This is a genomic window from Amycolatopsis alkalitolerans (assembly GCF_006152065.1).
GTDB lineage: Bacteria > Actinomycetota > Actinomycetes > Mycobacteriales > Pseudonocardiaceae > Amycolatopsis_E > Amycolatopsis_E alkalitolerans.
The window spans coordinates 44057-63536 of sequence record NZ_VDFW01000013.1 but is presented as its reverse complement, the minus strand read 5'-3'; the positions used below and the strand labels follow the sequence as shown (position 1 = coordinate 63536).

19 protein-coding genes and 1 pseudogene are annotated in these 19480 nt (G+C 69.5%); 11 read left to right on the top strand and 9 right to left on the bottom strand.

Annotated features, from left to right (window positions below; all coding sequences use genetic code 11):
• Positions 1 to 7 precede the first annotated feature (7 nt).
• The 5 genes from mimD to FG385_RS16525 form a co-directional block, all read right to left on the bottom strand.
• Complete coding sequence (gene mimD, locus FG385_RS16545; protein ID WP_407645500.1) at positions 8 to 385, bottom strand: propane 2-monooxygenase effector subunit MimD; 378 nt, start codon at positions 383 to 385, stop codon at positions 8 to 10.
• Positions 382 to 1572: a ferritin family protein gene (locus FG385_RS16540; RefSeq protein WP_139097642.1), complete on the bottom strand. Its 1191-nt coding sequence runs from the start codon at positions 1570 to 1572 to the stop codon at positions 382 to 384. The genes mimD and FG385_RS16540 overlap by 4 nt, the downstream gene beginning before the upstream one ends.
• A 4-nt stretch (positions 1573 to 1576) precedes the next feature.
• Positions 1577 to 2614: an FAD-binding oxidoreductase gene (locus tag FG385_RS16535; RefSeq protein WP_139097641.1), complete on the bottom strand. Its 1038-nt coding sequence runs from the start codon at positions 2612 to 2614 to the stop codon at positions 1577 to 1579.
• Positions 2615 to 2705: 91 nt separating this feature from the next.
• Entirely contained in the window at positions 2706 to 4358 is a 1653-nt protein-coding gene (locus tag FG385_RS16530; protein WP_139097640.1) for a ferritin family protein, read from the bottom strand.
• Between the two features lie 123 nt (positions 4359 to 4481).
• Complete coding sequence (locus tag FG385_RS16525) at positions 4482 to 4712, bottom strand: hypothetical protein (protein WP_139097639.1); 231 nt, start codon at positions 4710 to 4712, stop codon at positions 4482 to 4484.
• A gap of 115 nt (positions 4713 to 4827) precedes the next feature.
• On the opposite strand from FG385_RS16525, the gene FG385_RS16520 reads away from it, so the two are divergent.
• From FG385_RS16520 to FG385_RS16510, 3 genes are all read left to right on the top strand, one after another.
• Positions 4828 to 6615 carry a sigma-54-dependent Fis family transcriptional regulator gene (locus tag FG385_RS16520; protein WP_139097638.1) on the top strand — a complete coding sequence of 596 codons (1788 nt, stop codon included), beginning with the start codon at positions 4828 to 4830 and terminating at the stop codon, positions 6613 to 6615.
• 110 nt (positions 6616 to 6725) lie between these two features.
• On the top strand, positions 6726 to 7931 hold the full coding sequence (locus FG385_RS16515; protein WP_139097637.1) for an MFS transporter: 1206 nt from the start codon (positions 6726 to 6728) through the stop codon (positions 7929 to 7931).
• 36 nt (positions 7932 to 7967) lie between these two features.
• Positions 7968 to 8831 carry an SAM-dependent methyltransferase gene (locus tag FG385_RS16510; RefSeq protein ID WP_139097636.1) on the top strand — a complete coding sequence of 288 codons (864 nt, stop codon included), beginning with the start codon at positions 7968 to 7970 and terminating at the stop codon, positions 8829 to 8831.
• A 67-nt stretch (positions 8832 to 8898) separates the two neighbouring features.
• On the opposite strand, the gene dinB is transcribed toward FG385_RS16510, so the two are convergent.
• A complete protein-coding gene (dinB, locus tag FG385_RS16505) occupies positions 8899 to 10095 on the bottom strand; it encodes a DNA polymerase IV (protein ID WP_139097635.1) in 1197 nt (398 codons plus the stop codon).
• Between the two features lie 138 nt (positions 10096 to 10233).
• Between dinB and FG385_RS35315 the strand changes: the two genes are divergently transcribed.
• The 6 genes from FG385_RS35315 to FG385_RS16480 all read left to right on the top strand — a co-directional run bounded on the left by FG385_RS35315 (position 10234) and on the right by FG385_RS16480 (position 14368).
• Positions 10234 to 10368: a hypothetical protein gene (locus FG385_RS35315; RefSeq protein ID WP_268815930.1), complete on the top strand. Its 135-nt coding sequence runs from the start codon at positions 10234 to 10236 to the stop codon at positions 10366 to 10368.
• A gap of 53 nt (positions 10369 to 10421) precedes the next feature.
• The gene (locus FG385_RS16500; RefSeq protein ID WP_235022600.1) at positions 10422 to 10910 is read left to right on the top strand and encodes a GNAT family N-acetyltransferase; all 489 of its coding nucleotides are present in this window, start codon (positions 10422 to 10424) and stop codon (positions 10908 to 10910) included.
• Complete coding sequence (locus FG385_RS16495) at positions 10910 to 11494, top strand: TetR/AcrR family transcriptional regulator (RefSeq protein ID WP_235022599.1); 585 nt, start codon at positions 10910 to 10912, stop codon at positions 11492 to 11494. Before FG385_RS16500 ends, FG385_RS16495 begins: the two co-directional genes overlap by 1 nt.
• 87 nt (positions 11495 to 11581) lie before the next feature.
• The gene (locus tag FG385_RS16490; protein ID WP_139097634.1) at positions 11582 to 12520 is read left to right on the top strand and encodes a sigma-70 family RNA polymerase sigma factor; all 939 of its coding nucleotides are present in this window, start codon (positions 11582 to 11584) and stop codon (positions 12518 to 12520) included.
• A 37-nt stretch (positions 12521 to 12557) separates the two neighbouring features.
• Entirely contained in the window at positions 12558 to 13484 is a 927-nt protein-coding gene (gene ligD, locus FG385_RS16485; RefSeq protein WP_139097633.1) for a non-homologous end-joining DNA ligase, read from the top strand.
• A 140-nt stretch (positions 13485 to 13624) separates the two neighbouring features.
• Positions 13625 to 14368, top strand: coding sequence for a class I SAM-dependent methyltransferase (locus tag FG385_RS16480; protein ID WP_139097632.1), 744 nt, complete (start codon positions 13625 to 13627; stop codon positions 14366 to 14368).
• Between the two features lie 3 nt (positions 14369 to 14371).
• Here FG385_RS16480 and FG385_RS16475 read toward each other — a convergent pair whose 3' ends face one another.
• From FG385_RS16475 to FG385_RS16465, 3 genes and pseudogenes are all read right to left on the bottom strand, one after another.
• Entirely contained in the window at positions 14372 to 16402 is a 2031-nt protein-coding gene (locus tag FG385_RS16475; RefSeq protein ID WP_139097631.1) for an AMP-binding protein, read from the bottom strand.
• 56 nt (positions 16403 to 16458) lie between these two features.
• Positions 16459 to 17939 (bottom strand): annotated as a pseudogene (locus FG385_RS16470) (flavin-containing monooxygenase).
• A gap of 42 nt (positions 17940 to 17981) precedes the next feature.
• Positions 17982 to 18542 (bottom strand): hypothetical protein, encoded by a 561-nt coding sequence (locus tag FG385_RS16465; protein ID WP_139097630.1) that lies wholly within the window; start codon positions 18540 to 18542, stop codon positions 17982 to 17984.
• 111 nt (positions 18543 to 18653) lie between these two features.
• Between FG385_RS16465 and FG385_RS16460 the strand changes: the two genes are divergently transcribed.
• Both FG385_RS16460 and FG385_RS16455 read left to right on the top strand, forming a co-directional pair.
• Positions 18654 to 18974 carry an ArsR/SmtB family transcription factor gene (locus tag FG385_RS16460; RefSeq protein ID WP_139097629.1) on the top strand — a complete coding sequence of 107 codons (321 nt, stop codon included), beginning with the start codon at positions 18654 to 18656 and terminating at the stop codon, positions 18972 to 18974.
• Positions 18971 to 19468 (top strand): SRPBCC domain-containing protein, encoded by a 498-nt coding sequence (locus FG385_RS16455; RefSeq protein ID WP_139097628.1) that lies wholly within the window; start codon positions 18971 to 18973, stop codon positions 19466 to 19468. The genes FG385_RS16460 and FG385_RS16455 overlap by 4 nt, the downstream gene beginning before the upstream one ends.
• Positions 19469 to 19480: the final 12 nt, after the last annotated feature.

The following is a 19480-nucleotide window of genomic DNA, read 5'->3' as shown; positions in this document are numbered from 1 at the left end:
GGTCCCCTTAGCGGATCGGCTTGAGGTCGAAGTCGAGGTATTCGGCGGCGTCCTCGGGGTTGGCGAACATGATCGTGCGGTCGTCCTGGTGCACCATCCGGCCGTAGTGGGTCGACATGCTCTCCTCGAACTCCGCGGAGTTGAACCAGCCCTCCTCTTCGCCGGCCGCCTCGTCGACGTCGGAGTAGACGACGTCGAACCGGTTCTTGCCGTCCACCCGGATCATCGACGGCAGGTGCGTGATGGTGACGTTCGGCAGGTGCTCGAGCACCTCCGCGATGATCACGCCGACCTGGTTGTTCATCAGGGTGAAGCCGCACATGTTGGACGCGGTGCTGTCGGACTTGAACGGGCTCTCCGCCGTCCGGGCGCTTGTGGTGGTCACTGGTTCAGCTCCTTCGGTGCCTGCAGGCCGAGGTCGGACAGGATGCCGCTGAAGCGGCTCTTCACACGGTCGAGACCGTCTTCGAAGCGCGGGGGCTTGGCGTCGGGCTGCGACCACAGCGGTTGCAGCGTCCGCGCGGCGTGGAGGCAGCGCGGCACCCAGTCGACCAGCCACTGGTGCAGCAGCTGCCGGTTGTGGTCGGCGAACTCCTTGTCGCCCACCAGCAACTGGAACATCGCGCGGGTGTAGCGCAGGTCCCGCTCGGCGAAGTCGAACTCCTCCGCGCCGATCAGGGTCGGCGTGACGAAGTCGCCGTTGGCCGGTGCCGCCTGCTGGACCAGGTTGCTGCGGAACAGCTCGCCCACAAGCGGTTCGAACACGACGTTCGCGGCGAAGATCGCCTCGCACCAGTCGTCGATCCCGGTCAGCTGCTCGGCGAGCTCCCGCACGCCCTGCCACGCCGGGTCGTCGTTCCACGTCACGATGTGCGCGGTGCCGTCGAAGTGGCTGATCTCCTCGGTCAGCGTCAGGTTGTACAGCGCGAGGTCCTGCGCCGCACGGATCCGGTGCATGCTGTTCACCGAGATCGCGTTGTTGTGCATGTTGGTGGGGGCGCGCCGGTTGGCGTTGGCGAACAGGTACAGCCCGAGCCCGTGGTCCACGTGCATCCACGCGCCGACGTGCTGCGCCACGAAATGCGTCCAGTTGCGGTTCCACTGGTCGAAGGCCTTGGACTGCCGCGCCGAATCGATGTTCTGGTTGAGCTGGCGGACCACGTTGGCGTTGTAGCGGTAGAGCGTGAGCTCCCATTCCTCGTTGGGGTCACGGAACTCGTGCCAGCCCAGCGCCGGCCAGTCGTAGCCCTTGCCGCCGGAACCCGGTCCCCGCTGGGGAATCGGCCGGTCCGAGCCCCAGGCCTTCAGCTGTGTCCACTCCAGCGGGTAGCCGCCCTTGCCGTTCGCGAAGCCGTACAGCCAGCCCTGCGACAGGTAGTGCCGCGGGTCGGGCTGGACCTCGACGGTCACGTCCTCGTAGTGGCTCTGCTTGCGCTTGGCCGGGTTGAAGTAGTTGAACCGCCGCAGGTGCGAGTCCGGGAATTCCTTGGCGCCGGCTTCGGCGTCGGTGAAAACAGGCTTCGGCACGCTGCGTACCTGCGTGGTGGTCGACCCAGTTGTCGGAGCTGACATTTCGTTATCCTTCGCCCGTCGTCGTGAACTTGTCGTAGAAGACGCGTTTCTCCGCCACACCCAGAGCGGGCAGCAGTTCAAGAGCGGCCTCCACCATCGGCGGCGGACCGCACACGTACGCGTCGGCGCCGTCGAGACCGGTTTCGGACCGCCGCAGCACGTCGGTGATCAGCCCGGTCTCGCCGTCCCAGTCCTCACCGTCCGGTTCGGACAGCGCTGGCACATAACGGAAATCGGCCAGCTTCTCTTCGAGCGCGCGCAGCTCCTCTTCGAAGCAGAGGTCCCTGCGGCGGCGCGCGCCGTAGTAGAAGGTCGTCTTGCGGTCGATACCCCGCTCGGCCATCGAGCGCAGCAGCGCCAGGATCGGCGCCATCCCGGCACCCCCGCCGACGAAGACCAGCGGAGCGCCGGGGTTGTCCCGCAAGGTAAACACCCCGAACGGCCCGGTCACCTCGAGCCGGTCCCCGACGGCCAGCCGGGTGTCGAGGAACTCCGAGAACAGCCCGTCGGGGTAGACCTTGATGACGAACTCGAGGCGCCCGCCCTCCTTGCTGGAGGTGTTGGCCATGGAGAACGAGCGCGTCTCCTCGGTGCCAGGCACCGCGAAGTCGAGATACTGGCCGGGGAAGAACTTCAGCGTCTCCGGTTCCACCAGCCGTACGACCAGATGCCGCATGTCGTGCGTGACGTGGTCGTTGGCGACCACCTCGACGACGGCCTCCTGGATCGGCAGTCCGGAGTGGATCATCTCCTCGTCGTAGTTGAGCAGTTCGATGGTCAGGTCCTCGTACGCGTGTGCCCGGCACAGCAGGGTGTAGCCCTCGTCCTTCTCGAAGTCGGGCAGCGCGAACGTGGAGTACCGGTCGTGCTCGACGTCCTCGCCCTCGAGGATGAAGGACTTGCAGGAGGCGCACTGCCCCTCCTTGCAGCCGTGCATGAGCATGACACCCTGCTCGGCCGCGGCCCTCAGGATCGTCTGGTCCTCGGCCACCTCGATCTCGATGCCGACCGGCTCGAACCGGACCACGTGCTTGTCCGCCATCGGACTCCTTCGTCGCTGCGGTGCCGTGAGGGGGTCCCTCACGGCAGATATGGGCATGAGGGGGTCCCTCACGGCACCGCCGCTGCCCTGCTCAGCTCTGCGCCGGAGCCGGGCGTCCCGCCGGGCCCTGGCGGTTGTAGTCGGCGGCGAAGGCGGCCCGCTCCTCGTCGGTCATCTGGTTGAGCAGCACGTTCGGGCTCTGCACCTCGGGCATGCGGCGCAGGTGGTCCAGCGTCCACATCTTCTTCGGGTCGAGGTTCAGATGCGGCTGCGCGACCATGGTCTTGCCGTCGTCGCGGACGAAGCCCATGTCGCTCACCACATCGGCCCAGTTCCAGCCGTGGTACAGGGTCTCCCACTCGCGGGCGCCGATGAGCTTGCCCATGTTCGGGGTGTTGCGGCCCTGGTAGGTCGGCCGGAACGCCTCGGCGTCGGTCCACCGGCAGGTCTCCGAGCAGTACGTGCGCCACTGACCGTCGACCTTGTCCATGACCATGTCCTCGCGGATGAGGCACGGCACCATGCACGTCCAGCACCGGTGCGGGTACACGTAGTCCACGTTCTCGGCGACGATCGGGTGATGCCCGTTCGGCGTCGACAGGCGGTTGTAGTTCTCCCACCACTTGCCGTACTTGTCGTACCAGCCGGGGTACTTGAACTCGAACCACTCGAAGTCCTCGTCGGTCATCGGGTCGATACGCCAGTAGTTGGCGAGCCACCCGGTGGCGAAGAACTGCGCCACCTCGTGCACGTAACCCTTGTTCCAGATCCGGTTCCATGCCTCCTCGATGAGGTCGTGCGGGATCTCCAGGCCGTACTTCTCCAGTGGCACCAGGTAGCTGCGGTAGTAGTCGTCGTAGATCCAGCGGCGCCACATCTCCGCGTAGGACTCGCGGTCCTTGCGGCGGTCCTTCGTGCCGTACTCGATGAAGGTGCCGATCGCGGCGTCGACGACGGCGTGGTTGTTCCACCACGCGTAGCGCAGGTCGCGGCCGAGCAACTGGTGGTTGCTCTCGTCGGACAGCGCCATCAGCAGCGTCGCGTATCCGTTGGAGATGTGGCGGGACTCGTCGGACTGCACCGAGTGGAACACCGTCGGCAGCAGGTAGTCGCCGTTCGCCGCGGCCTCCGCCGGCATGGCCACGAACAGCGTGTTCGTGAACGCCGTCTCCGCGACGATGGTCAGGTAGATGCTCGCCGCGGTGATCGCGTCACCGGTGATGAACCCTTCGGCGAACTGGCGGCCGATGGTGCCGCAGTAGTCGTTGTGGAAGTTCCGCAGGCTCGAGTTGAACCCGGCGGGGTCGATGTAGTTGTTCATGTACAGGCGCTTGAGGTTCTGCTGGATCGTCGAGTGGCGGACCTCGTCGATCATCTGGATCGCCTGGCCGTTGTGCAGTTCCGGGTTCGGCACCGTGCGGAACAGCAGCGGCATCGCCCGTGCCGCGGAGATCTCCGGCAGCGGGATGATGGACAGGAACAGCTTCTGCCATTCCAGCCACCGCTCCTGCACCTGCCGGAACATGTTGCCGCGGATCGCGCCGTCCTCGGCTCCGTAGACGCGGTGGTCCTTCTCTTCCTGCATCGGGAAGTAGGACCGCAGGACCTGCTTGAGCGGGTCCTTCTTCTTGGCCTTGCGGAAGGTGTAGTCGGTCCCGTACTGGGACACCGGCTCGTGATAGGCCGGTTCCCACGAGAGTTCCTGGATTTTCTGGTGGGCTTTCGCCACGCTCTGGCGGCTCATATCGGCTCCTTACCCCTGTGCGGGCGCGTTCAGGGTGCGTGGGCGCACGTCCTACGCCGATGATTACAAGGCCCCCGCGACGTGACGCGGGTCTCAATATGAGACAGTGCGAGCCGGCGCCGGTCAGGGTTCGCCGAACATCCGCTCCCGCAGCTCCGCCAGCTGTGCCCGCACGTGGTCGTGCGCGCGCTCGTCGCCTTCGATCTGTGGCTGGATGCCGAGCGCGCGCAGGAGCGCGGCGGCGGGGTCACCCGGATGGCCGCCCTCTCCGAGCTCGGGATGCAGCCCTTGCTCGACCAAGTGGTGAAAGACCACGTTGACGACGGTCCAGGGGTTGTACGTCTCGTCGGCCATGAGTCCATGAGACCGCTTCCGCGAGGTAGGTGAGTGTCTCAATTTGAGACACGGTCAAGCGGCCGTTTGGCCTACGCTGTGATTGGCGACACATCGATGTGCCGGGGAGGCCCAGGTGGACCGTGCGATAGCGATCCGGCCCGACGACGAGGGCCTGGCCCGCACCCGCGAACGATTCCTGACAGCCGAGGCCGTGGGACCGGACCAGGTGCGCGAGGCGATCCTGGCCTCGTGGTGGCGCTCGCGCGAGTTCCAGGTCCCCGCCGACCGGATCGACCTGCCCTACACCACCGACCAGAACCTCGACACCCCGCTCATCCGCGGTGCCACACCGGTCCTGGAGCGGCTCGGCGAACAGCTCGAGGGGCAGCCGATCAGCCTCATCCTCACCGATCCCGCGGGGGTCGTGCTCAGCCAGCACACCGGGGACACCGATCTGCACCGCCACCTCGAGCGCGTCGAGCTCGTTCCCGGCTACAGCTACGGCGAACGGTTCGTCGGGACCAACGGCATCGGCACCGCCCTCGAAGACGGCCGCCCCACGCACGTGTTCGGTCACGAGCACTACGCCGAGCACCTGGAGAACCTCGCCTGCGCCGGCGTGCCGATCCAGCATCCGATCAGCGGCAAGACGATCGGCGCGGTCGATCTGACCTGCTGGCGCAAGGACGCCGGCGGCCTGCTCGTGGCGCTCGCGCGGACCACGGCCGAGCAGGTACGCCAGGCGCTGCTGACCCACAGCAACCTGCGCGAGCTCGTGCTGTTCCAGTCCTACCTGCAGGCGTGCCGCCGCACGACCGGCATCGTGATGGCCTTCAACGAGGACATCGTGATGATGAACGACACCGCGCGCCAGCTGCTCGCCCCCGCCGACCAGACGGTGCTGCTGTCGCGGGCGAAGCAGGAACTGTCCGACAACCGCCGCGCGACCACGACGGTCACGCTCTCCAGCGGCAGCAAGGTGCGCGTGCACTGCCGCCAGGTCAAGGGGCATCGCGACGGAGATATCGCCGGCGGCGTGCTGTCGATGAAACTGATCGAGCCCGATGAAGGCGAACGCGGCCCCTCGGCGTCCCCGATGCTGCCCATGTTCCTGCCCGGAGTCGTCGGTTCGGCGGCGCCGTGGCTGCGGGTGAGCCACGACGTGGACACCAGCTTCAGCCGCCGCGAATGGCTCATGCTCGCCGGGGAACCGGGCGCCGGCAAGTACACCCTCGCGCGCGGGGTGCACCAGCGGCGCAATCCGGCGGGGCGGCTGCGGGTGCTCGACGCGGCGCGGATGACCGCGGGCTGGCACGAGGATCTGCACCGTGATCTGGTCGACGACCCGGTGGACACGCTCGTGATCCGCCATGCCGACCGCCTCGCGGGCGCGGACGTGCGCACGCTGGTGTCGGTCCTACGCGAAGCCACGGCCGGCACGACCTGGGTCACGGCGACCATACCTGCCGACGCGGAGGCGGATCCGAGCCTGCTCGCGCTGTTCCCGCGCACGCTGACCGTGCCACCGCTGCGGCGGCATCCCGAGGACGTGGCCGAACTGGTGCCGCTGCTGCTGAGCCGGCTGGCCGGCGGCGGGCAGCTGACGTGCTCGCCGGCGGCGCTGCACCTGCTGATGCGCGCGAACTGGCCGGGCAATGTCACGCAGCTTTACCGCGTGCTCAAGCAGATCACCACACGCCGCCGCACCGGCACGATCCTGCCGACCGATCTGCCCGCCGAGTACCACGCGCTCACCAGGCGCCCGCTCAACCGGTTCGAAACCGTCGAGCGGGACGCGATCGTGCGCAGCCTCGAAGACGCCGACGGCAACAAGGTGCGGGCCGCGAAGCTGCTGGGCATCTCACGCGCCACGATCTACCGGAAGATCCACGAGTACGGCATCGTCACCGCCGATCGGTAGATCCCGGTTGGTCCGGTTTCCGCGTGACGAGCGTTACGGTGGGTGTCCGTGCGGGAATGAGGTGTAGCCGCAGAAGACTTTGACTGGGCGTCGACGTTTCGAGGAGGGTCATGTCCGACGCTCAGCCGGGCCGGAGTCTCCGGCTCGTGATGGTCGTGCTCGCGTTCTCCTGCGGTGCGACCGTCGCGAACCTGTACTACCCGCAGCCGCTGCTCGGCGAGATCTCCTCCGCGTTTTCGGTGAGCCAGGGCAGCGCGGCGCTCGTGGTCACGCTGACGCAACTCGGCTACGCGGCCGGGATCGTGCTGCTGATGCCGCTCGGCGACCTGCTGGAGAACCGCAAGCTCGCCACGCGCACGCTGGTGTTCACCGCGGTCGCGCTCGCCGTCGCCGGCCTGTCCCCCGATTTCGGGCTGTTCCTCGGCGCTTCCGTGCTGATCGGGCTGACCTCGGTGGTCGCGCAGATCCTGATCCCGTTCGCCGCGCATCTGGCGCCGGAGGAGCAGCGCGGGCGGTTCGTGGGGACCGTGATGACCGGGCTGCTGCTGGGGATTCTCCTGGCGCGGACGGTGTCCAGCTTCGTCGCGAGCGCGTGGGGCTGGCGCACGATCTACCTCGTGTCGGCGATGCTGATGATCGTCGTCGCGTTCGCGATCCGGCAACTGCTGCCCCGCCGCGATCCGGAGCACCGCGTGCGTTACCCGCACCTGATGCGGTCGGTGGTCACCCTCGCCCGCGAGGAACCCGCGCTGCGGCGGCGGGCGGTGTGCCAGGCGCTGATGTTCGGCGCCTTCAGCGCGTTCTGGACGGCCGTCGCGTTCGAACTCGCGCGGGTGCACGGGCTAAGCCAGAGCGGGATCGGGGTGTTCGCGCTCGTCGGTGCCGCGGGGGCGGCCGCCGCGCCGGTGGCCGGGCGGCTCGGCGACCGCGGCTACGGGCAGCTTGGGAGCGGCCTGGCGCTCGCGCTGGGCGCGATCGCGATGGTCGTCGCGGACCTCGGGGCGCACAGCCTGGTGGTGCTCGCGATCGCCGGGGTGCTCTTGGACCTGGCGGTGCAGGGGCACCAGGTGCTCAGCCAGCAGGAGATCTACGGTCTGCGGGCGGACGCGCGGGCGCGGATCAACACGGTGTTCATGGCCACCATCTTCGTCGGCGGCGCGATCGCGTCGGCCGTCACGGGCTTGCTCTACGACGCGGCCGGATGGGCGGGTTCGAGCCTGTTCGGCGCGGTGCTTCCCGTGGTGGGTCTCGGAATCTGGGCCTACTCGCGGATACGGGCCCGGCGGCGCCCGGTCGCCGTCCCCACCCCGAGCTGACGCTATGATCAAGATCAACACGGGAGGAGGCCCCAGTTGATCGGCCACGACGAAGCGCTACGCGCGGTGGAAAGCAGCCTCGACCGGCCGTCCGCCGCCCGGGTCTACGACTACTTCCTCGGCGGGAACACCAACTACGCGATCGACCGCGAGTTCGCGCGCAAGATCCGCGAGCGGGTGCCGCTGATCGGGCAGTACATGCGCACCAGCAGGCAGTTCCTCGGGCGCGCCGTGCGGCGGTGCGCCGAACTCGGGATCACGCAGTTCGTCGACATCGGTTCCGGGCTGCCCACGGCGGGCAACGTGCACGACGTCGCCGACGAGACGCGCCCGCAGCACGACACGCATGTGGTCTACATCGACAACGAGCCGGTGGCGCTCGCGCACTCGACGCTGCTGCTCGCCGACACGGCCGACCCCGAGCGGCACCGCGCGATCGCCGCCGACCTGATGCGGCCGGAGCAGCTGCTGACCCGGGTGCGGGACACCGGCGTGGTGGATCTCGCCCGGCCGGTGGCGCTGATCGTGAACGCGGTGCTCCACTTCATCAAGGACGAGAACGAGCCGGACTCGATCCTCGCGGCGTACCGGAACGCGCTCGCGCCGGGCTCGCTGCTGGTGCTTTCGCAGATGACGAACGAGCACCCGCGCAGCGACGAGGAACGCCAGGCGCTCGAGGATCTGGTGGCCTACTACGAGGAAACGACGAACCCCGGGCAGCTGCGCACGACCGAGGAGTTCGCGCGCTTCTTCGGCGACTGGGAACTGCTCGAACCCGGGCTCGGCTACGCCCCCGCCTGGCACCCCGACGCCGGCACCGTGTTCGCCTCGGCCCCCTCCGAATCCCGCGTAATCGGCGGCGTCGCCCAAAAAACCCTCCCCTTAGTCCGAAAATCGTAGGTGAGATCGACGCCCGCGACGGCGAGTTCGGCATCGGCGGCGCGAGCCCGCGCGGGGAGGCGGACGCTCAGTCCGGCAGCAAGGGAACCGTCGGCCCGTCCTGCCGGCCGAGCAGCATCGCGCGGGTCACTGACGAGGCACCGAACCGGGCCCGCACTTCATCGAGGGTGGCGTCCAGGGCTCCGGTCTCCACCCCATCGAAGGGCAGCGTCAGCTGCACGGCCCCGTCATCGTCCAGATTGGACAGCGCGAGGCCGATCAGGGTGAGGCCGTCGGTCTCGATCATGGTGCGAGCCGCGGCGATCAGGCCCCGCGCGGTGGCCAGGATGGTCGCCGTGTGCGAGGTCGGCTCGCGCAACGTGCGGGAACGCGTGGCACGGCTGAAATCGGCGAACCGCAGGCGCAGGGTCACCGTGCGGCAGACCCGTTTCGCCACGCGCAGGCGCCTGGTCAGCCGGTCGGCCAGCGCGGCGAGCACCGCGTCCAGCTCCTCCGCCGACCGCCGCCGGCGACCGAGGGCCCGCTGCGCGCCCATCGACCGCCTCCGCCGCCCGGTCTGCACCGGCCGCGGATCCCGGTTGTGCGCCAGCGCGTGCAGATGCCGCCCCGCGCCGCGACCGAGCATCGACACCAGCGCCGCCTCCCCCAGCCGCGCGACCTGGCCCACCGTGGTGATCCCCCGCCGCCGCAGTTTGCCCGCGGTGACCTGCCCGACGCCCCACAACCGCTCGACCGGCAGCGGATGCAGGAACGCCAGTTCCCCGTCGTGCGGGACGACGAGCAGCCCGTCGGGTTTGGCGACCCCGCTGGCCACCTTCGCGAGGAACTTCGTGCGGGCCACCCCGACCGTGATCGGCAGCCCCACCTGATCGGCGACCGCGCGGCGCAGATCCGCGGCGATGCGGCTGGGCGAGCCCGAGATCCGGGCGAGCCCGCCGACATCGAGGAACGCCTCATCGATCGACAACCCCTCGACCAGCGGCGTGGTGTGCTCGAACACGCCGAACACCGCCCGGCTCGCCGCCGCGTACGCCGACATGCGCGGCGGCACCACGATCGCCTGCGGGCACAGCGTGCGCGCCAGGCCGCCGGTCATCGCCGTGCGCACGCCGAACGCCTTCGCCTCGTAGCTCGCGGCCAGCACGACCCCGCCGCCGACGATGACCGGGCGCCCGCGCAGCCTCGCGTCGTCCCGCTGCTCGACCGACGCGTAGAACGAGTCGAGATCGGCATGCAGGATCGGACCCTCATTCGACACGAACATATGTTCGCATGGGCCACCGACAATCACCACGACCATTCCGGCCCGCCGAGCGGATAGCCGCACCCGATCCGGCGGTTTTCGCGCCCGGTTGAGGCAAGCCCCTTCAGCAACCGCGCCGCCCGGAGGTATTGACAGACCATGGATATCAGCACAGCCCGGCGGACCGTCGCGGTGGAGTTGGAGGACGAAACCCCGCCACCCGCACCCGCGCCGAGACCGCCGGCCGACGACGACCCGGAGTTCGAACCGACGATCATCCGTGGCCGCGAATGACGCTATGACGTCCGTCATAGCGTCCGCGAGCGGGTTCTGCTTGACTGGACGTCATGACAACTGTCATAACCGGGTCCGCGCACCCGGAGGCCGTCGAGCGCCTGCTGCTCGCCTGCTCCCCGCGAAGCCTCACCCAGCGCTTCTTCCTCGCCGGTGAACCGGATCCGCGTGACATCTGGCGTCGCTACCGGCGATTCCTGCTCGCCGGGGACCCGCTCCTGGCCTGGGCCGACGGCGCCCCGGCTGGGCTGCTGAACCTCGTGCCCGAGACGCCCACCGTCGCCGAACTGGGCGTGCTGGTCGCCGACCCGTGGCAGCGCCAGGGCGTCGGCCGGGCCCTGGCCGGGGCGATGTGGCGCTCCGGCCGCTGGGCGGGCCGGACGGTGCGCGCGACCGTCCAGCCGGACAACCGCGCCGCGCTCGGCTTCCTGCGGACGCTCGGGTTCCACCGCATCGCCTCGTTCGAACACGGACAGGCGGAGTACGAACTCGACCTGCCCCCGGCCGGTACCATGACAGGTGTCATGGAGGAGGTGGCCTGATGCCGAGGTCGCCGCGTGAGCGGATGGTGTTCAGCGCCGCGCAGCTGATCAGGACCCAGGGTGTGAGCGGCACCGGGCTGCGCGACGTGGTCGAGCACGCCGAAGCGCCGCGAGGGTCCTTGCAGCACTACTTCCCCGGCGGTAAGGAGCAACTGGTCGACGAGGCCGTGGCGTGGGCCGGGTCCTACGCCGCCCGGCGGGTCCGCGAGTACGCGGAGGCGCTGGAGGATCCGACCCCGGGCAAGCTGTTCGCCGCGATGGCCCGGCAGTGGCGCGACGAGTTCACCAGGACGGGTTTCGCCGGCGGCTGCCCGCTGGTCGCCGCGACCGCCGACTCGGCCGCGGCCAGCGAGCGGCTGCGGAAGTCGGTCGGCGCGGCCTTCGCGGCCTGGCAGGCACCGGTCGCCGGGGAACTCGAGCGGATGGGGGTACCGGAGCGGCGCAGCGGCACGCTCGCCCTGCTGATGCTCAGTGCGCTCGAAGGCGCGATCGTGCTCGCGCGCGCCCACCATGACGTGGCCCCCCTCGACGCGGTCGCCACCGAACTCGCCCCCGTGCTCGACGGCGCGGCGACCAGGGCCTGAACACGCCGCCACGCTCCCGCCGAATGGAATTCCGGGCACGGTTCGTTCGTTGAACTTGCACGGACGTCCCGGAAGGGGGTGAGGATCATGGCGAGAAGGATCGAACGTCGCAGCGAGGAACCCGATTCGGTACGCGACTACCTGGACGCGATCGGGGCGGTCCCGTTGCTGACGGCGACCGAGGAGGTCGACCTCGCCAAGAGGATCGAAGCGGGTGTGTATGCGGCCGAACTGGTGCGCCGCGCGGACGCCGGTGAGCAGGAGCTGACCGGTGACCGGCGGGAGCTGGAGCGCGTCGCCCGCGACGGCGCCCGCGCCAAGGACCACATGATCAAGGCGAACCTGCGCCTGGTGGTGGCCGCGGCGCGCAAACGGCGCGAGCGCTCGATCCCGCTGCTGGATCTGGTGCAGGAGGGCAACCTCGGGCTGATCCGCGCGGTGGAGAAGTTCGACTACACGAAGGGTTACAAGTTCTCAACCTACGCGATGTGGTGGATCCGGCAGGCGATGCAGCGCGGGATCGCGTTCTCGAGCCGGCCGATCCGCGTACCCGAGCACGCGAGCGACCAGCTCGTCAAGCTCGAGCGGGCGGAGGCGACGCTGCGGGCGGACGCCGACCACGACCCGACGCTGCAGGAGCTGGCGGAGGCCTCGGAGCTGTCGCTGGCACGCGTCGTCGAACTCAAGGGCGTCGCGCGGGTGACGACGAGCCTCGATGTGCCCATCGGAGACGGTGAGGTCGAGCTGGGTGACCTGATCGGCGCCACCGAGGACGACCCGGTCGCCGACGCGATCGCGCGCGAGGCGACGACGCGGTTGCTCGACGCGGCGCTCGACAGCCTGCCTCCGCTGGCAAAGAAGGTCATTTCGCTGCGGTACGGGCTCGACGACGGCCGGCAGCGCACCCTGCAGCAGACCGCCGACCAGGCCGGGGTGACCCGGGCCCAGGCGCGGCGCCTCGAGCAGGAGGCTCTGTCGGAGCTACGTGACCCGGAGCGGCGCGAAGCGCTCCTCCCGGTCGCCTGAGCGCCAACTCGCGGGTCCTGCACTAGATTCCTGGCGTATGGCCAACGATGCGGTGGAGCTCGAGGTCGGCGACCGGACCGTGCGGATTTCGAACCCCCAGCGGGTGTACTTCCCGGCCCGCGGTGAGACGAAGCTCGACCTCGCGCGGTACTACCTCGCGGTCGGTGACGGGATCGTGCGCGCCCTGCGGGAACGGCCGTGCATGCTGCACCGCTTCCCGTCCGGGGTCAGCGGCGAGAAGGTGCACCAGAAGCGGGTCCCGGCGGGCGCGCCGCCCTGGCTGGAAACCGTGCGCGTGCACTTCCCGCGCTACCACCGCCACGCCGACGAGCTGTGCGTCACCGAACTGGCCAGCGTGATCTGGGCGGTGCAGATGTCGACCGTCGAGTTCCATCCGTGGAACTCGCGCCGCGCCGACACCGAGCGTCCCGACGAGTGGCGGATCGATCTCGATCCCGGCCCCGACGCCGGCTTCGCCCGCGTGCGCAGGGTCGCGCACGTCGCCAAGACGGTGCTCGACGAACTCGGCGCGACCGGGTGGCCGAAGACCTCGGGCGGTGACGGGCTGCACGTGTACGTGCGGATCGAACCGCGCTGGGGCTTCCACGAGGTCCGGCGCGCCGCGCTCGCCTTCGCCAGGGAGGTCGAGCGCCGGGCGCCCGAGGACGTGACGACGACGTGGTGGCGCAAGGACCGCGACCCTGCGAAGGTGTTCGTCGACTACAACCAGAACACTCGCGATCACACGATCGCCAGCGCGTATTCGGTGCGCGGCGTACCCGAGGCGACCGTGTCGACGCCCATCACCTGGGACGAGATCGACGACGTCGAACCGCGCGACTGCACGATAGCCACCGTGCCCGCCCGCTTCACGAAGTTCGGCGATCTGCACGAGGGCATCGACGAAGCCGTCTACTCGCTGGACACGTTGCTGGAGTGGGCCGACCGCGACGGCCTCGACTGATTCTACTGTGGACAGTCATGTCCGGTTCATCCGGTTTTCCTTACAGGTCAAGGTAAAATCTTCCTGAGAACGCGCGGCGGGCTGACACGGCGGCCCGGTCTCGTGCGACGACCGGTCATACCCGTCGATCGGAGCAGGAGATGCCCGCCTTGCCCGCGCTCGTCCGCGACGGCGTCAACCGCGTGTTGCGCCCGCTGGGGGTCCAGGTCGTCCGCGGCCACAGCGATGACCCCGCGATCCGCCCGTTCCTGCCCGCCCGCCGGATCCTCGCCGGCGCCCGGCGCGCCGGTGTCCCGGTCGAGGATTACCTCGACGCCTACAGCGCCGCGCCGGGCGCCACCGCCGAAGCGGCCAACGCCATGCTCCGGATGGCCGACCTCGGCGAAAAGGCGGACCGTGTCTGCGAAATCGGCGCGGGCAGCGGCCGCTACGCGCGCCGGGTGATCAGTGCCCTGAACCCGGAGGCCTACGAGATCTACGAAACCGCCTCGGACTGGGTCCCGTACCTGCGCGGGCTTCCCGGCGCCGTGATCCGCGACGCCGACGGCCACACCCTGCGGCAGACCGAGACGGGTTCGGTCGATCTCGCGCACTCGCACAAGGTGTTCGTCTACCTCCCATTCGTGGTCACCGCCGGCTACCTGTACGAGATGGCGCGCGTGCTGCGCCCGGGCGGCGTCGCCGCGTTCGACGTCGTCACCGAGGACTGCCTCGACGAGGAGACGACGCGCGGGTGGGTCGAGCACAACGCGGTCATCTACGGCATGGTCTCGCGCCACTGGGTTGTCGACCTGCTCGCGCGGCGCGGGCTTTCCCTTGTGGGCAGCCATTTCGAGCCGCTCTCGGGCGGCTGGACCGAACTGCTGGTCTTCGTCAGGAACTGACCGCTACCGGCCGGCGTTCCCGGCGAGCCAGCCGTCCTCGAGCAGCAGCCGCTTGAGCACCTTGCCGGTCTGGGTGCGCGGCAGGTCCACCACGAACCGAACTTCGCGGGGCATCTCGAACCGCGCGACGCGATGCCGCAGGAAGTCGCGCACGACGTGCTCGTCGAGCCCCGACTGCGGATGCGCCACGATGTAGGCGACCAGCCGCTGACCGTATTCCGGGTCCGGCACGCCGAGCACCGTCGCGTCGAGCACGCCGGGCAGGGTGGCCAGCGCCTCCTCGACCGGGCGCGGGAACACGTTCTCGCCGCCGGAGATGATCATGTCGTCGTTGCGGCCCGAGACGAACAGGCGGCCGTCCGCGTCGAGGTAGCCGCGGTCGCCGGTATCCATCAGGTTGTGCCGGATCTCGCGGCCGCTGCCGTCGGTGTACCCCTCGAACAGCATCTCGTTGCCGACGTAGATCCAGCCGACCTCGCCCGGTGGCAGCGGTTCGCCCGCCGGCCCGAGGATCGCCAGGCGCGAGCCCAGCGGCGCGTAGCCCGCCGTGGCCGGCGCGGCCCGCAGGTTCGCCGGTGTCGCGATCGCCGCCGCCGAAACCTCGGTCGAACCGTAGAAGTTGTAGAGGACGTCACCGAAGGCGTCCATGAAACCCGTGACGAGCGCCGCCGGCATCGCCGCACCGCTGCTGATCACGATGCGGAGGCTGGAGGTGTCGTAGCGGGCGCGGACCTCGGGGGGCAGTGCCATGATCCGCTGCAACATGACCGGCACCACGAACATCGCCGTGCACCGCGACTCCTCGATCATGCGCAGGCATTCCTCGGCGTCGAACCGCCGCTGCAGCACGACGGTGGCCCGCAGCGGCATGGCGATCTGCAACGCCGCGAGGCCCCAGGTGTGAAACAGCGGCGTCGAGATCAGGATGCGGTCGAGGCTGCGCAGCGGGACCCGCGAAAGCAGCGCGACGACCGCGGACAGGCCCTTCGGCGTCGGCCGGCGGGCGCCTTTCGGGGCGCCGGTGGTGCCCGAGGTGAGCACCACGAGCTGGCTGGTCGTGGCCGGCGGGCCCAGCCGCGGGCCGGACTGGTGCCGGTCGATCAGCGGGTCGAGCGCGTCGGTGGGCACCCACGCGGTGGTCTGGGGCAGGTTCTGCAGCAGCGAGGTGAACTCGGGATCGGCGACGACGATCCGCACGCCGTTGTCGTGCACCCCGTCGAGCACCTGCTGCTCGGCCAGCCCGGTGTTGAGCAGGAGGGCGTCGACGCCGAGCTTGCCGCAGGCGACGAGAGTCTGGACCATCGCGCTGGAGTTGCGGGCGAGCACGGCGACCTTGTTGTCCGGCGCGGCACCCATCTTGCGCAGCACCGAGGCGAGCCGGTCGGTCCGGTCGGCCAGATCCGCGAAGCTCCAGCGCGGCCCCTTGTCGTCGATCATCGACAGCGCTTTCGGCGAACGCGCCGCGGCCGAGGTGTACCCGCCGGCGAGCGTCGCGCCCCATTTGGCCGCGGCGCGCAACTGGCGCACCAGCCGGTCGGGGCGGGCGGTGGCGAGGATGCCGGCCGCGACGAGGACGTTCGCGACCTGCAGATGCGACGGCGGTTTCTCCTCGGGCAACGGTTCGGGCGTCTCGGACAGCCGTCTCCCGATCCGTTCGAACGCCTCGCGGACCCACGCCTTGAGCTCGTTCGCGCTCATCCGCGGCGGCGTGTGGAAGAACATGCACTTGACCCGCGTCCGGCCGCGGCCGGCGTCGGACAGTTGCACGGACACGCTGCCCGCGCCGTCCGGTTCGCTGTCGAGGACGAACTGCTCCCCGCGGCGGCTCAGCAGTACGCGCCATTCGTACTCGGCGGGCGGACCGCACAGGCTCAGCCGCATCCGGTACCGCGTGCCGCGGCCTTCGGAGCCGGCGCGCTCGCACGCGCCGACGCCGCGGAAGAACCTCGGGTACTGCTCGAGGTCGGTGATCACCGGCCACAGTGCCGCGCGCGGGTGCCCGACAACGAAGTCGAAACTGACGCAATCCGCCATTCCGCTGAACCTAGAGGGCTCTTCGTCGGCGGTCAACGACACAGATCAAAGATCGGTCAGGCGCTCACCTTCGTCGCGGCCGCGCTCGTGAACACGATGCCCTCGTCCTCGACCGGGCCGTGGCGGAAAAGCCGGACGTCACGCGGGTAGCTCTGGTACAGCCGCCACGGCGCGGCGCGGCCCTGCTTCGGCAGTTTGCCGGCGCTTCGCAGCACGTACCCGGCCTGCAACGGGACGAGCGGCTCGTCCGGCAGCGGGCCGCGCGGCGCGACCGGGGTGCAGATCTGGTACCCCCTGGCGTCCAGGTGGCGCAGCAGGCGGATCACGTACCGGGCGACGAGATCCGCCTTGAGCGTCCAGCTCGCGTTCGTGTAGCCGAGAGTCATCGCGAAGTTCGGCACGCCGGAGAGAGCATCATCCCCTTGTACGCCACCGTCTTGTCGAGCTCGACGTCAGTTCCGTCGACGGTGAGCGCGATCCCGCCGACGGGTAGCAGGTTCAGCCCGGTCGCCGTCACGATGACATCCGCTTCCAGCTCCTGACCGGACTCCAGCCGGATGCCGCGCTCGGTGAACCGGTCGATGCGGTCGGTCACCACCGAAGCGGTGCCCGCGCGGAGCGCGCGGAAGAAGTCGCCGTCCGGGGCGAGGCACAGCCGCTGGTCCCACGGGGCGTAGCCGGGGTTGAAATGCGTGCCGACGTCGTAGCCCGGTGGCAGCTGCCGCTCGACCCCCTTGCGAAGCAGCTTCTTCATCAGTTCCGGCCGGCCGCGGCTGAGCCGGTACAGCAGATCGGCCAGCAGGACATGCCGCCAGCGCACCATCGTGGCCGCGAGCCGCTCCGGCAGGTGCCGGTACAGCCTGCCCGCGATCGTGTCGGTGCCCGGCACCGACAGGACGTAGCTCGGCGAGCGCTGCAGCATCGTCACGTGCCCGGCCTTCGCGGCGAGCGAGGGCACCAGCGTCACGGCCGTCGCGCCACTGCCGATGACGACCACGCGCTTACCGGCGTAGTCGAAGTCCTCGGGCCAGTGCTGGGGGTGGATCACGGCGCCCTGGAAGCCGTCCACGCCCTCGAACTCCGGCGTGTAGCCCGCCTCGTAGTCGTAGTAACCGGAATTGCAGAACAGGAAGCCGCAGGTGAACTCGACGGTCTCGGCCGAACCCGCGCGCCGCGCGAAGACCGTCCACCGCGCCTTCTCGCTGGACCATTCGGCCCGGATCACCTTGTGGCGGAAGCGAATCTGCTCGTCCACGCCGTACTCGCGCGCGGTCTCGGCGAGGTACGAGCGGATCGACGCGCCGTCGACGATCGCGGTCGCCTTGGTCCAGGGCCGGAAGTCGTAGCCGAGGGTGTACATGTCCGAGTCCGACCGGACGCCCGGGTAGCGGAACAGGTCCCAGGTGCCGCCCAGCGCGCCGCGGGACTCGAGGATCACGAAGGTCTTGCCCGGCGCCTCGTCCCGCAGATGGCAGGCGGCGCCGATCCCCGACAGCCCGGCCCCCACGATCAGGACGTCGACGTGCTCACGCGGCATGTCACGGGAACCTACCGGGCAGTAGCGAGGGCGGTCAACACCCTACGCGTGGTCGGCCTGGTAGGACACATCGTACGGCACGAACCGTCCATTGTGGACCTGTTTGACGGTGAGCACCAGCTCCCCGTCGAGCCATTCCGGGCGGACGTGGTCGCCGGTGTCGAGCAGATCCTCGTCGGCGGGCGGCCGCCCGCCGGTCACGTGCACCCGCGCGATCGCCGAACGCGCGAGCATCTCCCCCACCCGCACCGTGCCGGTCAGCTGGCGCGAACCCGGGTAGACCACGGCACGCCCGCCTTTGCGGGAGAGATGTTCGATCGCCGCGTCCGCCGCCGCGGCGGCCAGTTCCGGGCGGCCGGAGCGGCCCGTACCGGAAGCGGCACCGGCCGTGCCGTGCTCGGCGAACCGGGTGAGCTCGTTCCACAGCCCGTCGAAGCCGGGCGGCACCCACAGCGAAAGCGCGACGTGCGAGTCCGGCAGGCGGACCAGATGCGTGCAGACGACGGCCTGCGCGGGAAGGCGGAGCCGGTCCACGAGCACGTGGGCCAGGTGATCGGCCTCCCCGAACGAGCGGGTCCCGGCGTCAAGACCGAAGCAGGTCACCTCCGAAGGGTCGCTGCCGAGTGCGAACCGGAGATGAACGCCGGACGTGCACCGGCCGACGGGGAAATGTCGGGGTAGACATGTGACTATTTGGTCACCTATTCTGGGTTAGTGACGGACGACGACCGGGTGTTCAAGGCACTCGCCGACCCGACTCGTCGCTTCCTGCTCGACCTGCTGTTCGCACGTGACGGCCGCACGCTCACCGAACTCGAGTCCGAGCTGGAGATGACCCGGTTCGGCGTGATGAAGCACCTCAAGGTGCTCGAGGACGCCGAACTGGTGATCACGAGGCGGTCCGGGCGGGAGAAGCTGCACTTCCTCAACCCGGTGCCCATCAGGTCGATCCACGACCGGTGGATCGACAAGTACACCGAGCGCCAGGCGTCCGCGCTGCTGGAGCTCAAGGAAGAACTGGAGCGGGAACCATGACGATGAGACAGGTGCACCGGATCTACATCAAGGCCGACCCGGAGAAGGTGTGGGACGCGATCATCAAACCGGAGTGGACGGATCGCTACGGCTACGGCGGGCTCACCGACTTCGACCTGACGCCGGGGGCGCGGTTCCACACCCGGCCCAGCGAGGCGATGATCATCTCGGCGAAGGAGCAGGGCTACCCGATGCCGGACACGATCGTCGACGGCGAGGTCGTCGAAGCGAAGCCGCCGAGCCGGCTCGTGCTGAAGTGGCGGATGCTGATGGACCCGGACGTGGCGGCCGAGGGTTTCAGCACGCTGACCTACGAGATCACCGAGTCCGCCGGCGGGGTGAAGCTGACGGTGGTCCACGAGCTCGAGGGCATGCCGAAACTTGCCGCCCTGGTCGACGGCGGCGCCGAGGCCACCGGCGGTGGCGGCGGCTGGCCCTGGATCCTCAGCGACCTGAAGTCCTTGCTGGAGACCGGAAAGCGTCTCGCGGAGTGAATGCCGGCGGGG